This is a genomic window from Hahella sp. HNIBRBA332 (genome assembly GCF_030719035.1).
In the GTDB taxonomy this organism is placed as follows: Bacteria; Pseudomonadota; Gammaproteobacteria; order Pseudomonadales; family Oleiphilaceae; genus Hahella.
Window position 1 is genome coordinate 3,206,352 of record NZ_CP132203.1, and the last position, 19,432, is coordinate 3,225,783.

Annotated in this window: 17 protein-coding genes; 9 read left to right on the forward strand and 8 right to left on the reverse strand. The window is 52.0% G+C overall.

From position 1 onward, the window contains the following. Positions 1–80 precede the first annotated feature (80 nt). From O5O45_RS14165 to O5O45_RS14175, 3 genes are all read left to right on the forward strand, one after another. Positions 81–1,691, forward strand: a complete 1,611-nt coding sequence (locus O5O45_RS14165) for a glycerol-3-phosphate dehydrogenase/oxidase (RefSeq protein WP_305905858.1) — start codon at positions 81–83, stop codon at positions 1,689–1,691. A 100-nt stretch (positions 1,692–1,791) separates the two neighbouring features. Further along, the gene (locus O5O45_RS14170; protein WP_305905859.1) at positions 1,792–3,012 is read left to right on the forward strand and encodes a 1-acyl-sn-glycerol-3-phosphate acyltransferase; all 1,221 of its coding nucleotides are present in this window, start codon (positions 1,792–1,794) and stop codon (positions 3,010–3,012) included. Between the two features lie 234 nt (positions 3,013–3,246). After that, positions 3,247–3,996 (forward strand): MBL fold metallo-hydrolase, encoded by a 750-nt coding sequence (locus O5O45_RS14175; RefSeq protein ID WP_305905860.1) that lies wholly within the window; start codon positions 3,247–3,249, stop codon positions 3,994–3,996. Positions 3,997–4,086: 90 nt separating this feature from the next. Here the strand turns inward: O5O45_RS14175 and O5O45_RS14180 are convergent, their stop codons facing one another. Further along, positions 4,087–5,625 carry a DUF4382 domain-containing protein gene (locus O5O45_RS14180; protein WP_305905861.1) on the reverse strand — a complete coding sequence of 513 codons (1,539 nt, stop codon included), beginning with the start codon at positions 5,623–5,625 and terminating at the stop codon, positions 4,087–4,089. 116 nt (positions 5,626–5,741) lie between these two features. Here O5O45_RS14180 and O5O45_RS14185 point away from each other — a divergent pair, with 116 nt between their 5' ends. The 3 genes from O5O45_RS14185 to O5O45_RS14195 all read left to right on the forward strand — a co-directional run bounded on the left by O5O45_RS14185 (position 5,742) and on the right by O5O45_RS14195 (position 8,417). Further along, complete coding sequence (locus O5O45_RS14185) at positions 5,742–6,587, forward strand: DUF6502 family protein (RefSeq protein ID WP_305905862.1); 846 nt, start codon at positions 5,742–5,744, stop codon at positions 6,585–6,587. Beyond that, positions 6,584–7,987, forward strand: coding sequence for a DUF5666 domain-containing protein (locus O5O45_RS14190; RefSeq protein WP_305905863.1), 1,404 nt, complete (start codon positions 6,584–6,586; stop codon positions 7,985–7,987). The genes O5O45_RS14185 and O5O45_RS14190 overlap by 4 nt, the downstream gene beginning before the upstream one ends. A gap of 103 nt (positions 7,988–8,090) precedes the next feature. Beyond that, positions 8,091–8,417: a beta-lactamase hydrolase domain-containing protein gene (locus tag O5O45_RS14195; RefSeq protein WP_305905864.1), complete on the forward strand. Its 327-nt coding sequence runs from the start codon at positions 8,091–8,093 to the stop codon at positions 8,415–8,417. Between the two features lie 24 nt (positions 8,418–8,441). Here the strand turns inward: O5O45_RS14195 and O5O45_RS14200 are convergent, their stop codons facing one another. Beyond that, a complete protein-coding gene (locus O5O45_RS14200) occupies positions 8,442–9,038 on the reverse strand; it encodes a hypothetical protein (protein WP_305905865.1) in 597 nt (198 codons plus the stop codon). Positions 9,039–9,213: 175 nt separating this feature from the next. On the opposite strand from O5O45_RS14200, the gene O5O45_RS14205 reads away from it, so the two are divergent. Next, positions 9,214–9,651, forward strand: a complete 438-nt coding sequence (locus tag O5O45_RS14205) for a hypothetical protein (RefSeq protein WP_305905866.1) — start codon at positions 9,214–9,216, stop codon at positions 9,649–9,651. A gap of 66 nt (positions 9,652–9,717) precedes the next feature. Here O5O45_RS14205 and O5O45_RS14210 read toward each other — a convergent pair whose 3' ends face one another. Then, on the reverse strand, positions 9,718–10,140 hold the full coding sequence (locus O5O45_RS14210) for a hypothetical protein (protein ID WP_305905867.1): 423 nt from the start codon (positions 10,138–10,140) through the stop codon (positions 9,718–9,720). 124 nt (positions 10,141–10,264) lie between these two features. Beyond that, positions 10,265–11,995 carry an ABC transporter substrate-binding protein gene (locus O5O45_RS14215; RefSeq protein ID WP_305905868.1) on the reverse strand — a complete coding sequence of 577 codons (1,731 nt, stop codon included), beginning with the start codon at positions 11,993–11,995 and terminating at the stop codon, positions 10,265–10,267. 323 nt (positions 11,996–12,318) lie between these two features. Between O5O45_RS14215 and O5O45_RS14220 the strand changes: the two genes are divergently transcribed. Beyond that, entirely contained in the window at positions 12,319–12,762 is a 444-nt protein-coding gene (locus O5O45_RS14220; protein ID WP_305905869.1) for a GNAT family N-acetyltransferase, read from the forward strand. 47 nt (positions 12,763–12,809) lie between these two features. Here O5O45_RS14220 and O5O45_RS14225 read toward each other — a convergent pair whose 3' ends face one another. The 4 genes from O5O45_RS14225 to O5O45_RS14240 form a co-directional block, all read right to left on the reverse strand. Beyond that, on the reverse strand, positions 12,810–13,601 hold the full coding sequence (locus tag O5O45_RS14225; protein ID WP_305905870.1) for a suppressor of fused domain protein: 792 nt from the start codon (positions 13,599–13,601) through the stop codon (positions 12,810–12,812). 38 nt (positions 13,602–13,639) lie between these two features. Further along, complete coding sequence (locus O5O45_RS14230) at positions 13,640–14,254, reverse strand: LysE family translocator (RefSeq protein ID WP_305905871.1); 615 nt, start codon at positions 14,252–14,254, stop codon at positions 13,640–13,642. A gap of 203 nt (positions 14,255–14,457) precedes the next feature. Further along, the gene (locus tag O5O45_RS14235) at positions 14,458–15,558 is read right to left on the reverse strand and encodes a HupE/UreJ family protein (RefSeq protein WP_305905872.1); all 1,101 of its coding nucleotides are present in this window, start codon (positions 15,556–15,558) and stop codon (positions 14,458–14,460) included. Between the two features lie 13 nt (positions 15,559–15,571). After that, a complete protein-coding gene (locus tag O5O45_RS14240; protein ID WP_305905873.1) occupies positions 15,572–16,660 on the reverse strand; it encodes a YHYH protein in 1,089 nt (362 codons plus the stop codon). A 255-nt stretch (positions 16,661–16,915) separates the two neighbouring features. Between O5O45_RS14240 and O5O45_RS14245 the strand changes: the two genes are divergently transcribed. After that, positions 16,916–19,405, forward strand: a complete 2,490-nt coding sequence (locus tag O5O45_RS14245) for a hypothetical protein (RefSeq protein ID WP_305905874.1) — start codon at positions 16,916–16,918, stop codon at positions 19,403–19,405. The last annotated feature ends 27 nt before the right edge of the window (positions 19,406–19,432 follow it).

The window sequence follows — 19,432 nt, forward strand, 5'->3', positions numbered from 1 at the left end:
CGAAATCCGCCCTTGCCTGCAATACTGGATAAAAGATAAACACAGCCGTCGCCTTTCCTAATCAGAGGTACCCGGTTTTCATGCAGCTCAGAGACAATAATCTCAGCAAGCTCCGCCGCTTCAGTTTCGATGCCCTGGTGATTGGCGGCGGTGTCAATGGCGCGGTCTCCGCCGCCGCCATGTCCGCACGGGGATTGAAAGTAGCCCTCATAGATCGGGGCGACTTCGCCGGCTTCACCAGTCAGGAATCCTCCAACCTGGCCTGGGGCGGCATCAAGTACATGGAAACCTACGAGTTCGGTCTGGTGCGCAAACTCTGTATGTCGCGCAACAAGTTAATGCGCAGCTATCCCTCCACGGTGCAGGAAATCCGCTTCTTCACCACGATTAAAAAAGGATTTCGTTATCCGCCCTGGTTTCTCTATCTGGGCGGTGTACTGTATTGGTTTATGGGTAACGGATTCACGCGCTTCCCCCACTATCTGACGCCGGAGCGGATCGGTCGTGAAGAGCCAATTGTCAACACGGAGGGCTGCACGGGCGGTTTCGAATATTCCGACGCGTTTCTGCATGACAACGACGCCCGCTTCGTCTTCAACTTCATTCGTCGCGCCATGGATTACGGTTGTATCGCCGCCAATTACGTGGAATCCATCAGCGCGCAATGGGCGGACCGCATCTGGACCATCAATGCCCGGGATAATATCTCCGGGGAAGAATTTCAAATCCGCGCAGGATTGTTGATCAACGCCTGCGGTCCCTTCGTCGATGAGCACAATCGACTGACCGGACAGACGACCAAATATCGGCACGCCTTTTCCAAAGGCATACACCTTATTGTCGACCGCATTACGGAAAACAAGCGAGTGCTGACATTTTTCGCCGATGACGGTCGTCTGTTTTTCGTCATCCCCATGGGGCCGAAAACCTGCATCGGCACAACGGACACGCGTATGGAATCCCCCTATGCGACAGTGACGCCGGAAGACCGCAAGTTTGTGCTGGACAATATCAATGCGCGCCTGCGCCTGCCGCAACCTTTAACGGAAAGCGATGTGGTGGCCGAACGATGCGGCGTTCGGCCGCTGGCGGTGCAAGGCGACAATGGCGCCAAAACGGATTGGCTGCAGTTGTCGCGCAAACACGTGATTGAGGTCAATGCTGAGACCCGCCACATCAGTATCTTCGGTGGCAAGCTCACAGATTGTCTGAATGTGGGAGATGAGATCTGCCAGACCGCCGCCGCGCTTGGGATGTATCCGCCCTACCCCGATAAAATCTGGTACGGGGAGCCTCCCAACCAAGTGAAAGAGGAGTTCATGCATCAGGCTCGACTCATGGATCTCGACAGCCTGACGCCGCCGTCCTCTTCGGAGAAACTGTCTATCCGGTTGTGGCGGCGTTACGCCGCCCACGCCTTTGACCTGTTGGAAACCATTCGCGCAGATCCCAGGCAAGCGGAGCTACTGATAGAAAACGCAGAGTACCTGCGCTGCGAGATTGAACAGGCGGCGCGCCGGGAAATGGTGACCAGACTGGATGACTTTCTACGCCGAAGATCGAAAATATCTTTGGTGGTGCGGCGTGATAAAATAAAAAGCGCCCAAGGTTTGCAGGAAGCCTGCCGGATTCTGTTCGGTGACGAAGCGGATAAAAAGTGGGCGGAATATTTTAAAGAAACAAGCGCTTAGCGCTCATTTTCGCAGCGTTTCACATACATTTTGTAATGGACCGACTGTAACATTAATGAGACACTGGCGCGTCCAATTAGCATGAGCATAAATATAATTCATGAGTACATTTGATGATATTCGTCCCTATCGGGATGATGAAGTTCCTCAGGTGATCTCGCGGCTGCGCCATGACGAGCAACTCGTCCGGGCCATAGAACATTACAAGTTTCCCAGGTTATCCAAATACTGCCGCAGTCTCACCTCGTTCATGGTAAGACGCAATCTGCAGCACAATCTGCGCAGAATCAACACGATACACGACGTTCAGAATATGGTGGCGGGGTTCATGATCAACACCGTCAGGAAAACCACCTCCGGCTTCACGTACGAAGGTCTGGACAAGCTTCCCAAAGATCGCGCGTTTCTGTTTATCAGCAACCATCGCGATATCGCCATGGATCCAGCGCTGGTTAACTTCGCGCTGTATCAATCCGGCCGCGAGCTTGTGGAAATCGCCATCGGCGACAACCTGCTGTCGAACCCTCTGGTTTCCGACATCATGCGCCTGAACCGCAGCTTTATCGTGAAGCGTTCGGTGGAAGGGCACAAGGCCAAGTTGCAGGCGTTAACCCAGCTTTCCGCTTACATTGATCATACGCTTTCCCAAAATCGCTCCATCTGGATTGCACAGCGGGAAGGCAGGGCAAAGAATGGCCTGGATAAAACCGATCCGGCCATCATCAAGATGCTCAATATTTATGGGCGCAAGCAAGGCATGGCCTTCGCCGACACCATCAAACGCATGAATATCGTGCCGGTGTCCATTTCCTATGAATACGACCCCTGTGATCTGCTCAAAGCGAAAGAGCTGCAGGCGCGGGAGCAGTCCGAGTATGTGAAGGGCGAAGGCGAGGACATCGCCAGCATCATTCGCGGCATTTCCTGCCCAAAAGGTCGCGTGCACATCGCCTTTGGCGAGCCATTGCAACAGGATTTTGAAGATGCGGAAGAAGTGGCCGCCGCGATCGACCGGCAGATCACCCGAAATTACAAGCTCTTCCCCTCCAACATTCTGGCGTTTGAGCAGTTGAAGACGCTGAGCGAGTCTTTCGCTCACCTACAGGAAGAATCACTGCATCGTCTGCAGGAGCTGGCGGGACAGGCTAGACAGGCTTGGGATAACCTGGACCGGGATGAGATGGGGCAAAAAGCCTCAGAGTTCTCCGATCGGGTCGGCGGTTACCCTAACCTGCTGCAACGCTACATTCTGGAAATGTACGCCAATCCTTTAATCAACAAGTTCGCCGGCGCCCCGGGAGACTCCGCGCCGCAAACCTGATCTCCCCCACGGCGGCCTCGCGCCGCCGTTCGGTATCTTTTTTTAAATTCAATAAATTAACTTACAACGCCTGATCCACTTTGCAACCTGACAGGAGTTGCCCTGACGCCGTTGTATTTGGTTACAATGAGCACGCGTCGGCGAAGCCCAGGATATTCGACGCCGTCATTGCAGCCGTTGGAATGAATGGAATATAGACATTCCGTCCAGGCCCCAGGATTTATGAGGAAAGCTATGCACATTGAAGTGTTGGGGAGCGGAGAAGCTTACGACCGCGCCCGGGTAAACTCATCACTGCTCGTCACGGAAGAGCGTTTTCAAATGTTGATAGGCTGTGGCCCCAGCGTGCCCCAGGCCTTATGGCGGCGAGATACCGCCATCGAGGATATCGACGCCATTCTGCTGAGCCATTGCGGCCCAGATCACGCCGCCGGCCTTATTACCCTGGTAAATTGGATGCACGCCAAGGGACGCACCAAGCCTTTATTGCTGATTACGCCCCACGGTTATCGCCCTCTGCTGCAAAATCTGCTGAATTACGCTATCTGGCCTGAGCAACGGCTCTGTTTCCTGCTGCGCTGGAAGCAGTCCGATAAAGGGCTCGCTATTGGCCCCTGGAATCTGTCCACCGCCATGACCCAGCATGCCGCACCCAATCGCGCCTTATTGCTGTCCGGGCCTAACGGCGCTCTGTTCTTCAACGGTGAAGGCGTGTTGTTGGAAGCGCCCTTACGTCTGGCTGGAGAAGCGGATTTGATATTTCTCGAATGCCGCTCGATTAAAAGAGACCGGCATGATTTTCACGGCAGTTGGGAGGCCTATCATGACCTGGCTTTCAAACCCGGTAGTCTGATATGCCTGTATCAAGTCCTGGAACAGGAAAAAGCCCGCTTGGGCGACTTGATATATCAGCGCGAGGATGTCTATCTACCGGAGCAGGGACAGTGTTTCCGTCTGGTGCGGGGGGACTGGGAGCTGCTGTAAACACGGCGCCGGCGAACAGAAGCTCCCTGTTCGCCGGCGCTGTTATAAACGGGACGCTGACGTCAGCGCCCTTTGAACAATCATTTATCCTTAATAGATAAAAATTGTCTCTGCGTTGAAGCAACCGTCCGCAATATCTTCTTCTCCGAAGATATTCAACGTGTCCCCCGCCGCCAGGTCGCTAAATGCAGCGGACATATTGGTGGTCTCATCACCAGAGGTGACGACCAGATAGATATTGGCGCCGGCGGCGTCAACACACTGATCGCCAGCGTCGCCGCTTACTGTCAGGCGGAGGTTATCGCCATCCACTGACAGCAGCTCTCCGCTGACGCCTGCTTCTTCGTCGTTCTCGCTCAGCACCAGGAAAGGCGAACGCAGGTAATTATCCTCTCCGGTCGGCAGCACCAATACCGCATCAATCAAAGCGTTCAGACCCACTTGGATATCCGCCTGAGACAATTCGGTTCCCGCATCGTTGAATACGCGGGTTTTCGGGAACAATTGCACGGCGATGGGGCTGTCCGTGGCGATGCCCTGCCCTTCATCCAGAGCGACGTCAAAGCGACTGGTATCCACGTCTACAGTGGACGCCGCTTCACCGGAGTAGCGTCTGAATGCAGTCAACGGGCCTTCTTCGATGGTCAACGCATTGATAGCGAAGATATGAGCGTCGACGACGCCTTGGCTGTTAACCAGAACCGCTCCCTCAGGCACGGCGGCAACTGTTGAGCACAGCTGCGCAGCGGGCTGCTCTTCTACGCTACGATCCAGATACCAGACAATGCAGTAGCCTTCTTCCGGAAGGTTCGCGTCGTCAATATCGGGCGACGTGGTGACGGTCCGAACCAGGCGGCCAATGACCGTCACCTCATCGCCTTCAACCAGGGAGGACGCATCAGCAGGAAGACCGTTGCTGGCGAAGATACCGGTGTCCTCGTCCATCCTCACGCGCATGCACTCCTCGGAACTGGCGGCTGGGGTGGAGTTTGTGTCCGTAACGAACTGAGTACGGCACAGACTGAAGGCGTTGTCGCCCACGCTCTCAATGTCGCCGTGAACCCGCACGAACTTGTTGCTGGGGATCTCGGAGCGGATGTTGGCGAACACGACAGGGCGAATAATCACTTTGCCCTGGCCTGTGGTTGTGAACTTGAGGGCTTTGTTCATATCAAAATCGATTTCAATGAACAGAACAGCGCCAGGCGTGACGGTGAAGCCGCCCTGGTTAACCACTTTTATAACTTTGGAAGGCAGCTTGGAAGGCACTTCGGTTTCACCGCCCGCGCCATCGTCTTCATACAGATTCACGTCTGACGTGGTAATGCGCAAAGAGCTGTATTGGCCAGCAGGCACGTCGGTGGTGTCCAGAAATTCGTAAAAGTCGGGAAGACTCAATAAGTCGAAAGTCTCTTCGCCGCTGAACAGGGTCACCTTGCCCTGCTCGCCTACCAGCTCGACTTTCGTGAAAGTAATCATGGCTCTTGTATAATCGCCGCTGGGTGCGTCCGTGAGGATCAAGCCCACCTTGGCGTCCGCAGCGGAATTGTCATCGCTGCCGGAGCCGCCGCCTCCGCCGCCGCATGAGGCGATTAGCAACGTGAACGCTATGGCAATCCAACGATTCATGACATCTACTCCTATGGGTTGGTTGTGTTCTTTTGGGATAATAAGCCCAAACACAGATATCGTTTTGTGAACCAGTTCACATTTTTACTAACAGTTTGGCGATAATATCCCAAATCATGAACCAGGCATTAAGTCAGGCGCTATACGCCGCCATTTACAAATTACTGCGACCCCTGGCTGCGCTGCTGTTGCGGCGCGGCATGTCGTACAACGAATTCGCCGAGATCGCGAAGCGCGCCTATATAGACGCCGCCACAGAGGAATTTTCCCTCCCTAACCGCAAGCAGAGCCTCTCCAGAGTGTCCGTATTGACCGGCATAAACCGCAAAGAAATCGCCAGACTGGAGAAGCTGCCCAATCCCATTGAAACCGGCGAGGCGCAAAGCGCCAACAGAAGCTCCAGGGTCGTCAACGGCTGGATCAGAGACATCCGCTTTCAGGACGAGCATGGCGCGCCACTCCCCCTCCCCCTGGATGAGGGTGACAACAGTTTCAGCGAGTTAGTACGCCTATACGGCGGCGATGTGCCGGTTCGCGCGGTCCTGGACGAACTGATCAGGCTGGATTCCGTGGAGATCAGCGGTCAGGGAGAAGCGGCGGGCAAACGGGTTGCGCTGAAAGTGGAAGGCTATGTGCCGCAAACTGACTTAAAAGAGAAACTAAGGATTATGAGTACTGCGGTCGCGGACCTGCTTCGCACCATAGATCACAATCTGGAGACGGACCGCACTGAAGCGCGCGTCCAACGCACCGTGGCGTACAACGATATTCCCATGGAGTGTCTGGAAGCGATACGCGGACGCAGTAAAGAAGAGGTGGAAGAAATTTTGCAACGCATAAACCGGTGGTTATCCGGGTACGACAGAGGCGTCAATGCCAAGCTCCAGGGCAGCGGGAAATTTCGCGCAGGAATAGGCGTATACTATTTCGAGCAGTCCTTAACTCGCGAGGAGCAGCCATGAGCAGATTCATATACGCCCTGACGGCGCTGGTATTGACGACCAGCCTGCTCTCAGCCTGCTCCGGCGGCGCGTCCTCTGACGGCGGCATCGAAGGCACTGGCGCGCCAGTGGCTGCACGGGGCGAAGTCAGCGGCTTCGGCAGCGTATTCGTCAATGGTGTGGAGTACGAGACTGATTCAGCGGACATCGTCATCGATAGCGTCAGCGGCTATTCAGAAAGCGCACTCAAAGTGGGTATGGTAGTGCTTGTCGAGGGCGCGTTGGATGCTGACGAAGCCACTGGCGACGCTCATCGCGTCAGTTTTGAGCAAACCTTATTCGGCCCGATCTCCGTGGTGAGTTACGTTGACGACTATAACGCCGAGATTAAAGTACTGGGGCAAACGGCAATAATTCCCGACAGCGCTGTATTTGAAAACCTCAGCTTCAGCGACCTCGCGATTGGCCAGGTAGTGGCGATCAGTGGTTTAACCAACGCAACGGGGGTCGTAGCCACCCGCATAGAGAAAGTCGCGGACGCCCACAGCGATGGCGAGCAGGTAGCGGTGAACGCCGTCATCAGCAGCGTGGATACGCCGAACCGCACGTTCGTCATAGGCGATTTGAGCGTGGATTACAGCATGGCGGATCTGCAGGGCTTCTCCAACGGACAACCGGAAGCTGGCCAATACGTGAGAGTCAATGGGCGCTTCTTTGAAGACAGCGGCGTCATTGCCGCCAAGGTCAAAATGAAAGCCCGCGCCGATATGTCCGCAAGCGGCGTCAGACTGGAGTATGAAGGCATCATCACTGACTTTGCGTCGCAGCAAAACTTCAACCTGAGCGGTCAGCCCGTCAACGCCGCCGACGCCAAATTCAAAAGAGGCCAGAAGCAGGATTTGGCGGACGGTGTCCGTATTGAAGCGGAAGGGCCGATTGATGCGGACGGCGTACTACAGGCGCAAACGATTACCTTCAAGAAAGCCAATGACATTCATGTCGAAGCCGCAGTGGATTCCGTCAGCGAAACCGACAAACAGGTCGTCGTCCTCGGCGTTACGTTCAGCATCAATGAACTGACCGCCTTCGATGACCGTAGCGAAGCACACCAGCTCTACTTCGGTCTGGATGACATTCGCAACGGCGACAGACTGTCCATTAGGGCGGCGAGCGGAACAACGCCATTGACCGCGTCCCGCATTGAACGTCTGCGTGCGGACGATTCTGTCACTGTGGAAGGTCCTGTAACGGCCGTCTCCGGCGAAGTGCTGACCATTCTCGGTGTCGCCGTGGACATTACAGACGCCTCCGGTTCGCAAAACGGACTCAAGGTGGGCGCGTTTGTGGAAATTGAAGGCGACTTGACCGGTGCGCAATCCGTTAAAGCGCAGAGAATTAAGGTGAAGAAGAACAACAACTAAAGGGTCTGCGTAAGCGCTGGCCAAACCAGATGCTTTGCGCAGAACCCCACAAAGAGTCCTATATCAGGGATTGGCGTCTATTACGATTAGAAGGCGATAAACAGTGTCGATTACCAGATTAGCAATTGATTTTTACGTCACCTCCAGCCTGTCGAGCGACGAGCTGGAGGCCGCAGCCCAACTGGGCGTGCGCTCAATCGTCAATAACGAGCCCGACCGGGAGGCGGAATCAGAATCTTTACGCCGCGGGGCTGACGCCCTCGGACTGTCTTATCACAGCGTTCCCTCGCATAGAAATACGGACGAACAAACTCAAATCAGCTCATTTATCGATATCATGGAGCATTGTGAAAAGCCGGTGCTGGCTTTCTGCAGAAGCGTCAGCAACGGCATTTCCCTTTGGGTGATGTCGGAGACCCGGCATAAATAACGCCCGCAACGCGACAGCAAAGAGCTAGTCCACTGGCACATTATGTTCTTTTAAATAACGTCTCAACGTATCTATATTGGCGAGCAACTTGGGCAGCACCTCTTTTTCCATTCGCTCCGTACGTTTTTTCATTTCTTCTGCGCCGTAGTGAGGGGCGTAGGCGCTGCTCTCGATCTTGCCGCGAATGTCTTCTATTTCCCGATAATAGCGTTGAATCTCCAGAATAAACTGGCTGGGCGTCTCCAGCGCCGAGGGAGAATAACGCATGCTTTCCCAAACGAATAAATCCAGTTTCAGCGGAAACATCTTGATGGCGCTGCGACTGGGAGGTGATTTAACGAACTCTGCATAATCCCTGGCCTGGATCAGGTTGCTTTGCAGCTCGCTGGCCAGGGAGTTGCGCAAATAATAGTTATTTTGCCGGGAAGTCAGGTCGTCAAAAATAATCGCCTGGTTCAATCCTTCCTGCGCCGCCAGATATACGCCAAGCACCGTCGCCAAAATCATGAATATCTGGCTGATCCAGAAACTGGACTCCTTGATGCCGCTCCCCTCTTTCTTGGCGTGTGCTTCATGTGTGCGATGACCGTCGTTGGTTGCGGCGGACGAGGACTGCTGCATATCCATAAACCCTTGATGAGTGAATTCAGGGGAAGGATTCTAGCTGCGTAAAGAACAGAGCATCAAGCCGAGAACTGCTCCGTGGAGTACGCACATCTGGATTTTTTGCATTCTTAAGACAAATCCTAAATGATGCGGCGCATCGCACACTTCGCCAACCAAGAAGTCAAACCAGATGCTTAAATATGCCGACTGCCCCAGCTGTGGCGAAAACAGCCTGGAAATATGGGACAAACACTCCGGCGTGATCGGCGCGCCGCTGTATTGCAACAACTGCCACAAGAGTTTCGCCAGATATCGCTTTTTCCACTCCGCCGGACTCATGCTGTTCGAGGCCTGCATCACCACTGCGGTCGTCGTCAGTCTGTTTCAGCAGTGGCTGTCAGTGTCGGTATTGGCGGCCTTCTCCATCCTGGGCTTATATGCTGTATTCAACCTGGATAAGAAAGTTTTTCCTCTGCGCGAGGAAAGCCAGATGCAGAAAGCCCCTCTAAAACAAAAGTTGCTGAACTTCGCCGCGTTTATTGCAGCACTCTCGGTCTATGCCCTACTGTTGCTGGCACTGCCTTTGGGGCCGGTTTTGGATGTTATTAAATTAAACTCAATCAAATAACAAACAATAAGGCGGCCAGTTCCCTGCATTAAACGTATTATGACATCGCTCTAATATATGTGTGTATTATTTTCCAACCTTAGACTTCACCACTTCAACTGCAACTATCACTCCCAGCACTGCACTCAGCGTAAGGGGAATGAAAAAGAATTGCTCAGTAACTAACCCAATTAAAAAAGCCATAGGCGAACCATAACCATCTGCCCTTTCCATTCCTCCATTATCAATAATAAATTTAACTCTTTCGTATGTTCGCCAAAATAGAGGAATCCAAAAAACAAACACCAAGAGAAGAGATGCCCAGAAGGATGCCTTCTTATCAGACTTTAGTAAGTAGTAAACACCCCACCAAGATAATAATATGCCGCCCCAAAAAGCTGACTTATAAATATTCCCATGCAATATGCCTGGTAACAGGAAAAGAATAGAGAGGACCGAAATAGCAACCACACTTATCTTTATTGATTTTTTATAACTAAGCAGGCTCATCCGTCAACATACACCTTATAAGTAAATTAAAAATAGACTTAAGCATATTTTGCCATATAGTGAGGTTTAATCAGAGTTAAAAACAGAAAATAAAGTAATAGGTAGCTCGAGAACTGATACCCTTTCAATGCCACGCCTTTAACGCCTCCTCATAACTCAAGGTCTTCCCCGGCGGGCGTTCATTAAGCTCGGGTTTGGGGGAGCCGGGTTGGTTGAGCCAGTATTCTCTGGAGGACTGGGGATTGAGGCGGGGCGCGCAGGGACCGGGTTCTTCCCGGCCGATCGCCGCCAGTTCTTCATCCATGGCGTGCGCCAGGTCATGCATGACGTCCTCTACCGGCTGCGTTCCGTTGAGCGCGCGGGTCATATATTTCCACCACAGGGGAGAAAGTTTAGGGTAACTGGGCACGTTGGTTCCTGTCGGAGTCCAATAGTAACGGGCGTTGGAGCGATAGAATTCCACCAATCCTCCCAGATAAGGCGCGCGGTCCGTCATCGCCTGGGAGTTGATGTCGGATAACCGAATAGGCGTGAGTCCCACCATTGTCTTCTTCAGGGAGACTGTCTTGGACACCGTGAACTGCGCATATAACCAGGCTGCTTTGCGGCGCTTTTCCGGCGTGTTCTTCAGAAAGGTCCAGGACCCGGCGTCCTGATAGCCGGACTTCATCCCCTCCCGCCAATATGCTCCCAACGGCGATGGCGCAATACGCCACTTGGGCGTGCCATCGGCGTTGACCACCGGCAGTCCCGGTTGGGTGATTTGCGCAAGATAGGCAGTGTACCAGAATACTTGCTGCGCGATCAGGCCAGAGCCGACCCATTCCCCCATCACCTTATCCGTCACGTGGAGGGCCTCTGGCGGCGCCAGCCGGAACCAGTCGAGAAATTTACGAATGCCATAAATGGCCGCAGGACTGTCCAGCGCGCCGCCGCGACGCACGCTGGCGCCGACCGGGCGACAGTTCTCCACCCGAATGCCCCAATCGTCCACCGGCAGGCCGTTGGGCAGCCCTTTGTCGCCCATGCCCGCCATCGCCAGCCAGGCGTCGGAAATGCGCCACCCCAGGGAAGGGTCGGTTTTGCCGTAATCCATGTGCCCCCATATACGATGGCCGTCCAGCTCCCGCACATGCACGGTGAAAAATTCCGCAATGTCCTCGTAGGCGGACCAATTCATCGGCACGTCCAGCTCATAGCCATAGAGTTTGCGGAAACGGACCTTTAAGTCCTTGCGGCTGAACCAGTCATGGCGATACCAATACACGCTGGGAAATTGCTGGTCAGGCAATTGGTAGACTTTCCCATCAGGCCCGGTCGTGAAAGACAGGCCAAAGAAGTCCGCTATATCCAGCGTCGGCAATGTGACGTCTTTACCTTCCCCCTGCATATAATCCGACAACGCCACCACAGCGCCGCTGCGGAAATGGCCGCCAATCAAGTCAGAATCGCTGATAAACCCATCGTAGATATTGTGTTGCGTCTCGATTTGCGCCAGCAGCTTGCGCACCACATCATCTTCGCCCGTAATTTCATGCACGACGCGAATGCCGGTAATATCTTCGAAGGCTTTGGCGAGCGTATCGGCTTCGTACCAGTGAGTATCGATGGGCTCCGACACCACATAAATCGTCATCCCCCGAAACGGCTCGGAGGCTTTATGAAACCACTTCATTTCCTTGAGTTGTTGCTCCCGACTGAGGGTCGAGGGAGTGAACTCCGTCTCCACCCACTCTTGCGCCGTTTTGGCTTGGACGCCTCTGGACGCAAACACCATGCATCCCAGCGCAAAGAGAGATAACAGCGCTTTAAACGGAGTCGATAAACTTTGTTCTTGTTGTCGCTTGAATAACATTGCAGATGCGCTCGTTTAATCCTCAAACCTAGGAGGCCGCGTCCGTCAGCCTACAGACTTAGTGTAGTCAGAAATGGGAATGGCAGTGATGAACGCCAGCGCCGGCAATCCCAAAATCAGCCGATTTAATGCCTATATCCGCTCTACTCCACCCCATTCCCGTTCTCTAGGATAGAGCGTCATCATAAGTTGCCCGTTTACGCCAGGCGAGAGAGCCCTATACCGCTATGTACCGATGTGGATTCAGAACACCAAGACTTTACGTATACAACCTCCGCTGCGTTACCTCCACAGGCGACGGCGATGATCTTTATCGCGACATAGTGAGGATTGTCACACCGAACACAACGCGCTTCGCACCTGACGACTGGCGCCGCATCGTCAATCGGCAGGACGCCAAGTCATGGCTGGATGACCGGTTAGCCGAATCGCCTGTGTTTGTCGTGAAGGAAATTATGTCTTCCGACGTCGTCGGATTCGTGTTTCTCCATCCGATCCCTCTCCCTTTGGAGCTCACCGAGTTGCGCCTGGGCTACATTTTAGGCGAGTCATATTGGTCGCAAGGGCTGGGAACAGAACTCATGGAAGGCATTATTGGTTGGGCGAGGAATAACAAAGGCGTCGCTAAAATAAGCTGCGGCGTCGCCAGGGACAACGCCGCATCGCTCAAAATGCTGGAGAAAAATAATTTCTATCTTGCCTCTCGCGATTCCGACACGCTTTTCTATGAACGCCTGATTGAGCAGCCGGAATTACATACAGAGTAAAGCGAATATCTATGCTGGTATTTGAGCAATCAAGAGTAAAAGAGAACTCACACCACACTCGCCCGATGACGATCGCTCACCTGCCCCACGCCAGCCTTGATCAATCTTTGCAGCAGTGCAGGACGACCATGCTCCATGGACCAGCGCATCTCCTCCTCGGTGATGACAGTCGCGATTAGGATTTCCATATTGCCATTGGAGAGCTTTCCTGATGACGGTAGCGGAGGCTGGGCCTTTGCAATCAGGACATTGATGAACTCAGACTCGCCGGCCTGAATTTCCTCCACCGTCAGGCCGTCATGTTTGCTGACCCGCTCCAATATGCCCGCGTCGTTGAGAATCTCCGCATTGGCGGTCCATTGCAGAAACCAAAGCGGCCACTCCGCTTTTTCCCGGGCGATTACCAGCATCTCGTATCCGTAGCCGGGAACGCCAGCGCTTGACGCCGCCACGTCTTTTCGGGTCAACGTCGCTGCGCTGCTGACCACACGTCCTTGCTCATCAGTCTCTACTTCCACGTTATTCGCCGCAACGCCCGAGGGCATGTCTGGATTGGTGAAGCCAAAGGTCGTGTATACCCACATGCCTTCACCCAATTTGTTGGCGGGAATCATATACAGACCGCCACCGGGCCAGACGCCGAACATATGGCCGATCTTTAGAATTTCCGACGGCAGCGCGCCAAAATGCTTCTCATAGTAATCTGACCGTTCATCGTAGACTTTTTGCCAGAACTGCTCTTGCGGGGTTTCATTCTGCGTGATCGGCGCAGAACCCTGGCCACTCTCAGACGCTCTGTTAGAGAATAATCCGGCCAGTTTGTTAAATAAGCTTTTCACGCTCGCTCCTTTTGACGACTTCCTGTGAGTTGAGGCTCTCAACGCTCCACTGTCGCGAGCTTGACGCCTAATGCGACGAAAGCGCCGGCGAAAGTTTTCTGGGTCCATTGCATCAGTTTGGGGGAGCCCGCGATGTAGTCGCGTACGGCGTTGGCGAACAGGCCATAAAACGTGAAGACCACCAGCGTCATCCCCATGAAAATAGCGCTTAACAGCAGCATGTGGGAAACAGGCGAGGCGGCGTCATGGGGGACGAACTGGGGCAGAAACGCCAGAAAAAAGATGGACAGCTTGGGGTTAAGAATATTGATCAGGCAGGCTTTGATGGCAAAGCTTGTTGCTTTTTTCTCATCCGGCGAGGCGTCAAAGGCGATAACGCCGGATTCCCTCCACATCACCCAGGCGAGGTACATTAAATAGGCCACGCCGGCGTATTTAACAGCCTGAAAGGCCAGACTGCTGGCGTGTAGAATCGCCGCCAAACCCAGGGCGCTGGCCAGCAAATGCGGAATAATGCCTGCGGCGCATCCCACAGCGGCGAACATGGCTGCGCGCCGCCCGCCCATCAGACCAGCGGAGACGGTGTACAACACACCGGTTCCAGGGAGTAACACAACTATCAGGGAAGTCATCAGATATTCGAGGCTAACCATAGTTTATCCCTTGCTTATGGCGTGGCGATAAGTCTTTCCGTTAGTGGGCAGGGTCAAGTTCTAACACTCGCAGAAAATCTGATCAAGCCCATTCCGGACGAATGCAAGCAAGTCTGTGGAAATATTAGACATTTTGAACGACGCCGCCAGCGGCGGGACCTCATTCCCGGCAGATAATACAGGTCTCGCCAATACAGCTCTTTCTAGGCGACTAACCGCTCCACCAGCCAATAACCGCCCATCGCCGCCACGAATAAAGATCCAACCCGCGCCATCCGCAATAGATTCCAATCTTTCATCGCGTAATAAATCAGGGCGTACGCCGCCGTTACGATAGCGATCTGCCCCGTCTCCACACCCACATTGAATGACATCAGCGCCCCAGCCATTTGGTCGCCGAGCCCGATTTCCCGCAGTATGAACGAAAAGCCGAAGCCGTGAATCAATCCGAACGAGAACGTCACCAGTAAACGCCGCTTCCAACGGGTAGCCAGGGCTTTCGCCGTCGGTTCGCCACGCAGCTCCCACAGATTCTCCAGGGCCACGTAGACAATGCTTAACGCAATGCCCGCCTCCACCCACATCATCGGCGGACTGACCCAATTCAACACGGAGGCCGCCAGCGTGATCGAGTGCGCGACCGTAAAAGAGGTGATCAGCGCAGCCAGCTGTTTCCATCCCAAAGGCAGCAATAGCAGGCCCAGCAAAAACAAAAGATGATCAAAGCCAAAGATGATGTGCTCCAGACCCAACATAAAATAGTCGGAATACTGGCTCATGCCGCTGGCGCCGCCCATATCCCCCATGAAATCATCCGTGAGCTCTTTGCTCCATGCCTGCAAGGACTGCGCTACGGGGATTTCCTGGGTTCTGCGCTCACTGTCAAACACCACCGTGGCGGTTCGGTCAGCCAGGACAATACGCACGAAATTCTTGTGCTCGGCATTGTTTTGCAACAGGAGATAGCGAACCGTTAAGACGCCGATATCGCTACCGCAGTCGTAGAGCATGGCGAACTGACGCGAGGCGATTTGCTCCAGGGTCTGTGAACGGGCGTCGATCAGAGCGCAGGCGCGATCGTCGTTATGCAATTGAAAACCTGCGCCAGCCAGGGTCGTCATCGCTTCGCTCCTGGAAGCGATGACCGAATCGGCGGCGAGTTCCGCCTCAGGCGCGGTATACACAACTTTCACTTTGCTGGCTCCGATCTGAACCGCGGTATCGGTGACGCCAGCCTGGTGCGCCCACGCCGGGACACCCAGAAGAACAAACAGCGTTGCGAATACGAGTCCGAAACCACTCATCGCCGAACTCCCTTTATTTGTAGAATGAGCTGTCGGGCGCGCCTCGGAAGCAATTCAGCACCCAGGGATAAGCATCCGTCACGTAGTAGCCGTACTGACCGTCCACCGTCATGCCGTTACAGGCGTCAAGGTCGCCGGCGTTGGTGAACTCCCAGTCGTCAATATAGGTTCCATCGTAGGCGCCGCCCGGGTTACTCGTACTCTTGGTTCCCCGGGAACCCGTCTTTAGGGTGTAGCCGGATACGGCCTTGCGCACCGTTCCTGTGTCAGGGTCCAGAAAATAGCTGCCGTAGATAGGAAAGCCATCCGCCGCGAAACCGATCACCGGCGAACCGTTTGGTCCGGGATTGCTGTCGAACATGGCGTTGGGGTTGCCATGATAATGGTACAGGCCGCCTGGCTGAGTGTGGGCGTTATGAGCGTCCGCGCCGAATTTGCTATCTGTGCCCAGAGGGTCCAACAACCAGTCCGACGTGTCTGGACACCCAATGGCGGTGTTGCCGTCTGCATCCGCCATGGGACTGGAAGGGTTATAGCAGCCTGCAGACAACAGATCTAATATCACTCCGTTCAACATCACGCCATTCACCAAGCGCTGACTGAGCGAGGTGGTGGAAGACGCGGAGGACGGATTTCTGGGAATATTGAAGCTCTGACTGACCTCCGCCACGTTGTTGGCGAAATGCGCGGTGGCGTCGTTAAAGTCGTGATTGGGAATCGAGTTGGAGATCAGTGTGCAACTGTCCGAATCGCTGCTGATAGTCACCGCCGCATCAAAACCAAGCCCGAGCTGGATATCCGTGACGGACGCCTCAAGCGTGTTGTCATAATCGGCGCAGTCGCCGCTGGTTTCGGTGAATATTGCATTGGTGATATCAACGCTGAAGGCGTCTCCAGCATCGCCCGACGTACCGCTTGAGGAGCCTTCGTCTACCACTGTTCCCGAGTCATCGCTGGCCGCCCCGTCGGACACCGCCGCAGAGCCTCCGCAACCGGCCAAAATCAGTCCTGCACTCAAACACAGCGCCGCCAAACCACTTCCGCCCAGCCTAAGCGCATCGTAATACTCATCACCGCTTTTTGTTTTTGAAGAGCTTTTCATACTGCCACCTACCTCTGTTATTTACGTTGTTCTTCCTGATCCGTGAAAAACATAGTAAGAGGCGAATCCGCAGGAACTACGGAAGAAGTGTGTAAGAAATGAGGAAATACGAAAAAGCTATTCTGAATAAGACGCAATTTTAACGCCCAAAAGTCTTCTGGACAGATTGCCTTTATTGGACCATCTTTAATCTTATCTCTTGCTGTAGATTTTTTCGTGACGTGGCGTTTTCTAGTTGTAATGGAAGGTGACGCTATGGATGTTGATAGTGCCTACGAAAATTTCAAGGAGTTAGAAAAAGAGATTGCAGGGATGCCTGAGCCAGTAACTGAAGCAGATATCCGGTTTCAAATCATAGATCGCTTATTAAGGGATATCCTTGGATGGGACACAAAAGACTTCAGCTTAGAGCCATCCTTAGAATCTGGATATGCTGATTATGTCTTGAAGGATAATGGTACTAACCGCCTTGTCATTGAAGCGAAACGCTCCTCCTCAAAAATTTTAGATTCCAAAAATAATTCAATGGGCTTTTATAAGGCTAGTGGCCCAGTGCTCAAGGCTGCCAAAGATGGCATGACTCAAGCGCAGTCGTATTGTTCAAATACTGGAGTAACATTTTCAGCCTTAACAAACGGGCATCAATGGGTAGGCTTCTGGGCGATCAGGGATCATGGAGTTCCACCATTTGATGGCAAAGCGGTAGTCTTCCCAAACTTTTCATCCATAAGTAATGACTTTGTTACTTTTTATAATTTATTCTCAAAAGAAGGCATTAGAAATCAATTATTTAAAGCTTACATTTCAGAACATGAAGGATTGAGAGTAATCTCATCAGAAAAGCTAGAGGCTCCGACTCTACAGTCAGGCATCCGGCTAATGCATCGACAAAAGCTAGCTTCAGATATCGAACTCATATTCAAGCGTTTCTTTAGCGATATATCCGGAGACAACGATCCAGATATGCTAGCTGAATGCTTTGTAGAATCAAAAGAAAGCAAAGAAGCCGAAGTTGGGCTGGAAAAAATAGCACGAAACTTACTACAAAAAATAGAACTTGTTGACTCCGGGAACGCAGATGAGCTAAGAAACAAGATTGAAACATCTATAGACCTAAGCAGTAGTGACTTTGTTTTAATCGTTGGTGGGAAAGGCTCCGGAAAAAGCACATTCATAGACCGTTTCTTCAGGATAATAATTGGCCCATCGCTTAAGAAAAAATGTTTATTTGTAAAGCTTGACTTACGCAACTCAGATGGTGACGAGGGACGCCTTCAGGAATGGTTGTCAAAAAACCTCGTCAACACTCTTGAAACTCAATTGTTCGGAAAAAAAATCCCTAAATATGAAGATTTAGAAGGGATATTTTTTGATGAATATAACAGATGGAAACATGGAGAGCTTCAACATTTATATAAGTCTGACAAAGAAGCATTTAAGATAAAATTTGGCGAACACATAATCAAGCAAAGAGAAAAAGACCCTCACAGCTATGCCATAAAGCTAATAAACACCGCAGCAAACTCTCACAAAAAAATGCCCTGCATAATATTTGATAACACCGATCACTTTTCAAATTCATTCCAAGAAAAAGTATTTCAATACGCCCAATCAATAAACAAAAACTCGCCTTCTTTTATCATATGTCCAATTACGGACAAAACCGTGTGGCAGCTTTCAAAATCGGGTCCTCTTCAATCCTTTGACTCTCATGCATTTTATTTACCAGTACCTCAATCTAAAGAAATACTTAGAAAGAGGGTTAGCTACCTCCATAAGAAAGTCAAAGCCATTTCTGAAGGAGAAAAGAAGATATTAACCACCACAACTTTAACAAAAGGTATAAAGCTAACCATTCCTGATCTAACTGCCTTCGTGACCTGTATAGAAAAGATCTTCATAGACACAGACTATGTATCTAGGATGGTTAGCTGGCTATCAAACCATGACATTAGAAGAGGGTTAAGAATAGCCGAGAGAATCATAACCTCACCACACATATCAATAGAGAGCTTAATTAGGACTTGGGCCAATGGAAAAGAACTAACAATAAGAGAAATGAATATAAGAAAAGCATTACTTTATGGGTCATACACTCTTTTTAACCAAGAGCATAGTGAGTACATACTTAATATTTTTCTAATATCACCAAGAAATATCACCTCTCCATTATTAAAGCCTTCAATACTAAGACTACTTATTGACATTCAAGGTAGCGCCACAAATGGAGAAGAGGAATATTTTTCAATCACAAATATTTTCAGCTATTTTGATTCATGCGGCGTCAGTTCATCAATCACTTCCGAACACTTGTCAGACCTTATAAAATACAGGTTAATAGAACCATACGACCCAACTGACGACTCCATCTACGATACGCAAAGAGTACGAATCACACATAGCGGCCATATCCATTATGAGTTCCTAACAGGTGGGTACATCTATGTTCCTAACATGGCTCTTGTGACACCAATCAGGGATTTTGACACTGTATCCACCCTTCGTAGATTGAGGCTAAGAAGTGACGAGAGAAATTCAAATACTTGGCCAGACATAAGAAAGGAGTTTGTAACCTACCTACTCGAGGAGGACCGAAAGTTCATATCTATACCAAACATGGACCAATATAAGAGCCAGCATATGTTTCGCAGCGAAATATCTAGAAAATGGGTAACAAATACCGGATACAATAGTTACCCTAAGAAGAAAAAGGTAAATAATTACTACAAAGCAAATAGATACTGACATTATCCTCACCACGCCTTCAAATAA

Excerpts from the sequence above, each read along its gene's own strand:
- O5O45_RS14235 (WP_305905872.1), bottom strand. The coding sequence starts at position 15,558 with ATGAGTGGTTTCGGACTCGTATTCGCAACGCTGTTTGTTCTTCTGGGT.
- O5O45_RS14210 (WP_305905867.1), bottom strand. The coding sequence starts at position 10,140 with ATGAGCCTGCTTAGTTATAAAAAATCAATAAAGATAAGTGTGGTTGCT.
- O5O45_RS14175 (WP_305905860.1), top strand. The coding sequence starts at position 3,247 with ATGCACATTGAAGTGTTGGGGAGCGGAGAAGCTTACGACCGCGCCCGG.
- O5O45_RS14230 (WP_305905871.1), bottom strand. The coding sequence starts at position 14,254 with ATGGTTAGCCTCGAATATCTGATGACTTCCCTGATAGTTGTGTTACTC.
- O5O45_RS14200 (WP_305905865.1), bottom strand. The coding sequence starts at position 9,038 with ATGCAGCAGTCCTCGTCCGCCGCAACCAACGACGGTCATCGCACACAT.
- O5O45_RS14180 (WP_305905861.1), bottom strand. The coding sequence starts at position 5,625 with ATGAATCGTTGGATTGCCATAGCGTTCACGTTGCTAATCGCCTCATGC.
- O5O45_RS14240 (WP_305905873.1), bottom strand. The coding sequence starts at position 16,660 with ATGAAAAGCTCTTCAAAAACAAAAAGCGGTGATGAGTATTACGATGCG.
- O5O45_RS14215 (WP_305905868.1), bottom strand. The coding sequence starts at position 11,995 with ATGTTATTCAAGCGACAACAAGAACAAAGTTTATCGACTCCGTTTAAA.
- O5O45_RS14205 (WP_305905866.1), top strand. The coding sequence starts at position 9,214 with ATGCTTAAATATGCCGACTGCCCCAGCTGTGGCGAAAACAGCCTGGAA.
- O5O45_RS14185 (WP_305905862.1), top strand. The coding sequence starts at position 5,742 with ATGAACCAGGCATTAAGTCAGGCGCTATACGCCGCCATTTACAAATTA.
- O5O45_RS14170 (WP_305905859.1), top strand. The coding sequence starts at position 1,792 with ATGAGTACATTTGATGATATTCGTCCCTATCGGGATGATGAAGTTCCT.
- O5O45_RS14165 (WP_305905858.1), top strand. The coding sequence starts at position 81 with ATGCAGCTCAGAGACAATAATCTCAGCAAGCTCCGCCGCTTCAGTTTC.
- O5O45_RS14190 (WP_305905863.1), top strand. The coding sequence starts at position 6,584 with ATGAGCAGATTCATATACGCCCTGACGGCGCTGGTATTGACGACCAGC.
- O5O45_RS14245 (WP_305905874.1), top strand. The coding sequence starts at position 16,916 with ATGGATGTTGATAGTGCCTACGAAAATTTCAAGGAGTTAGAAAAAGAG.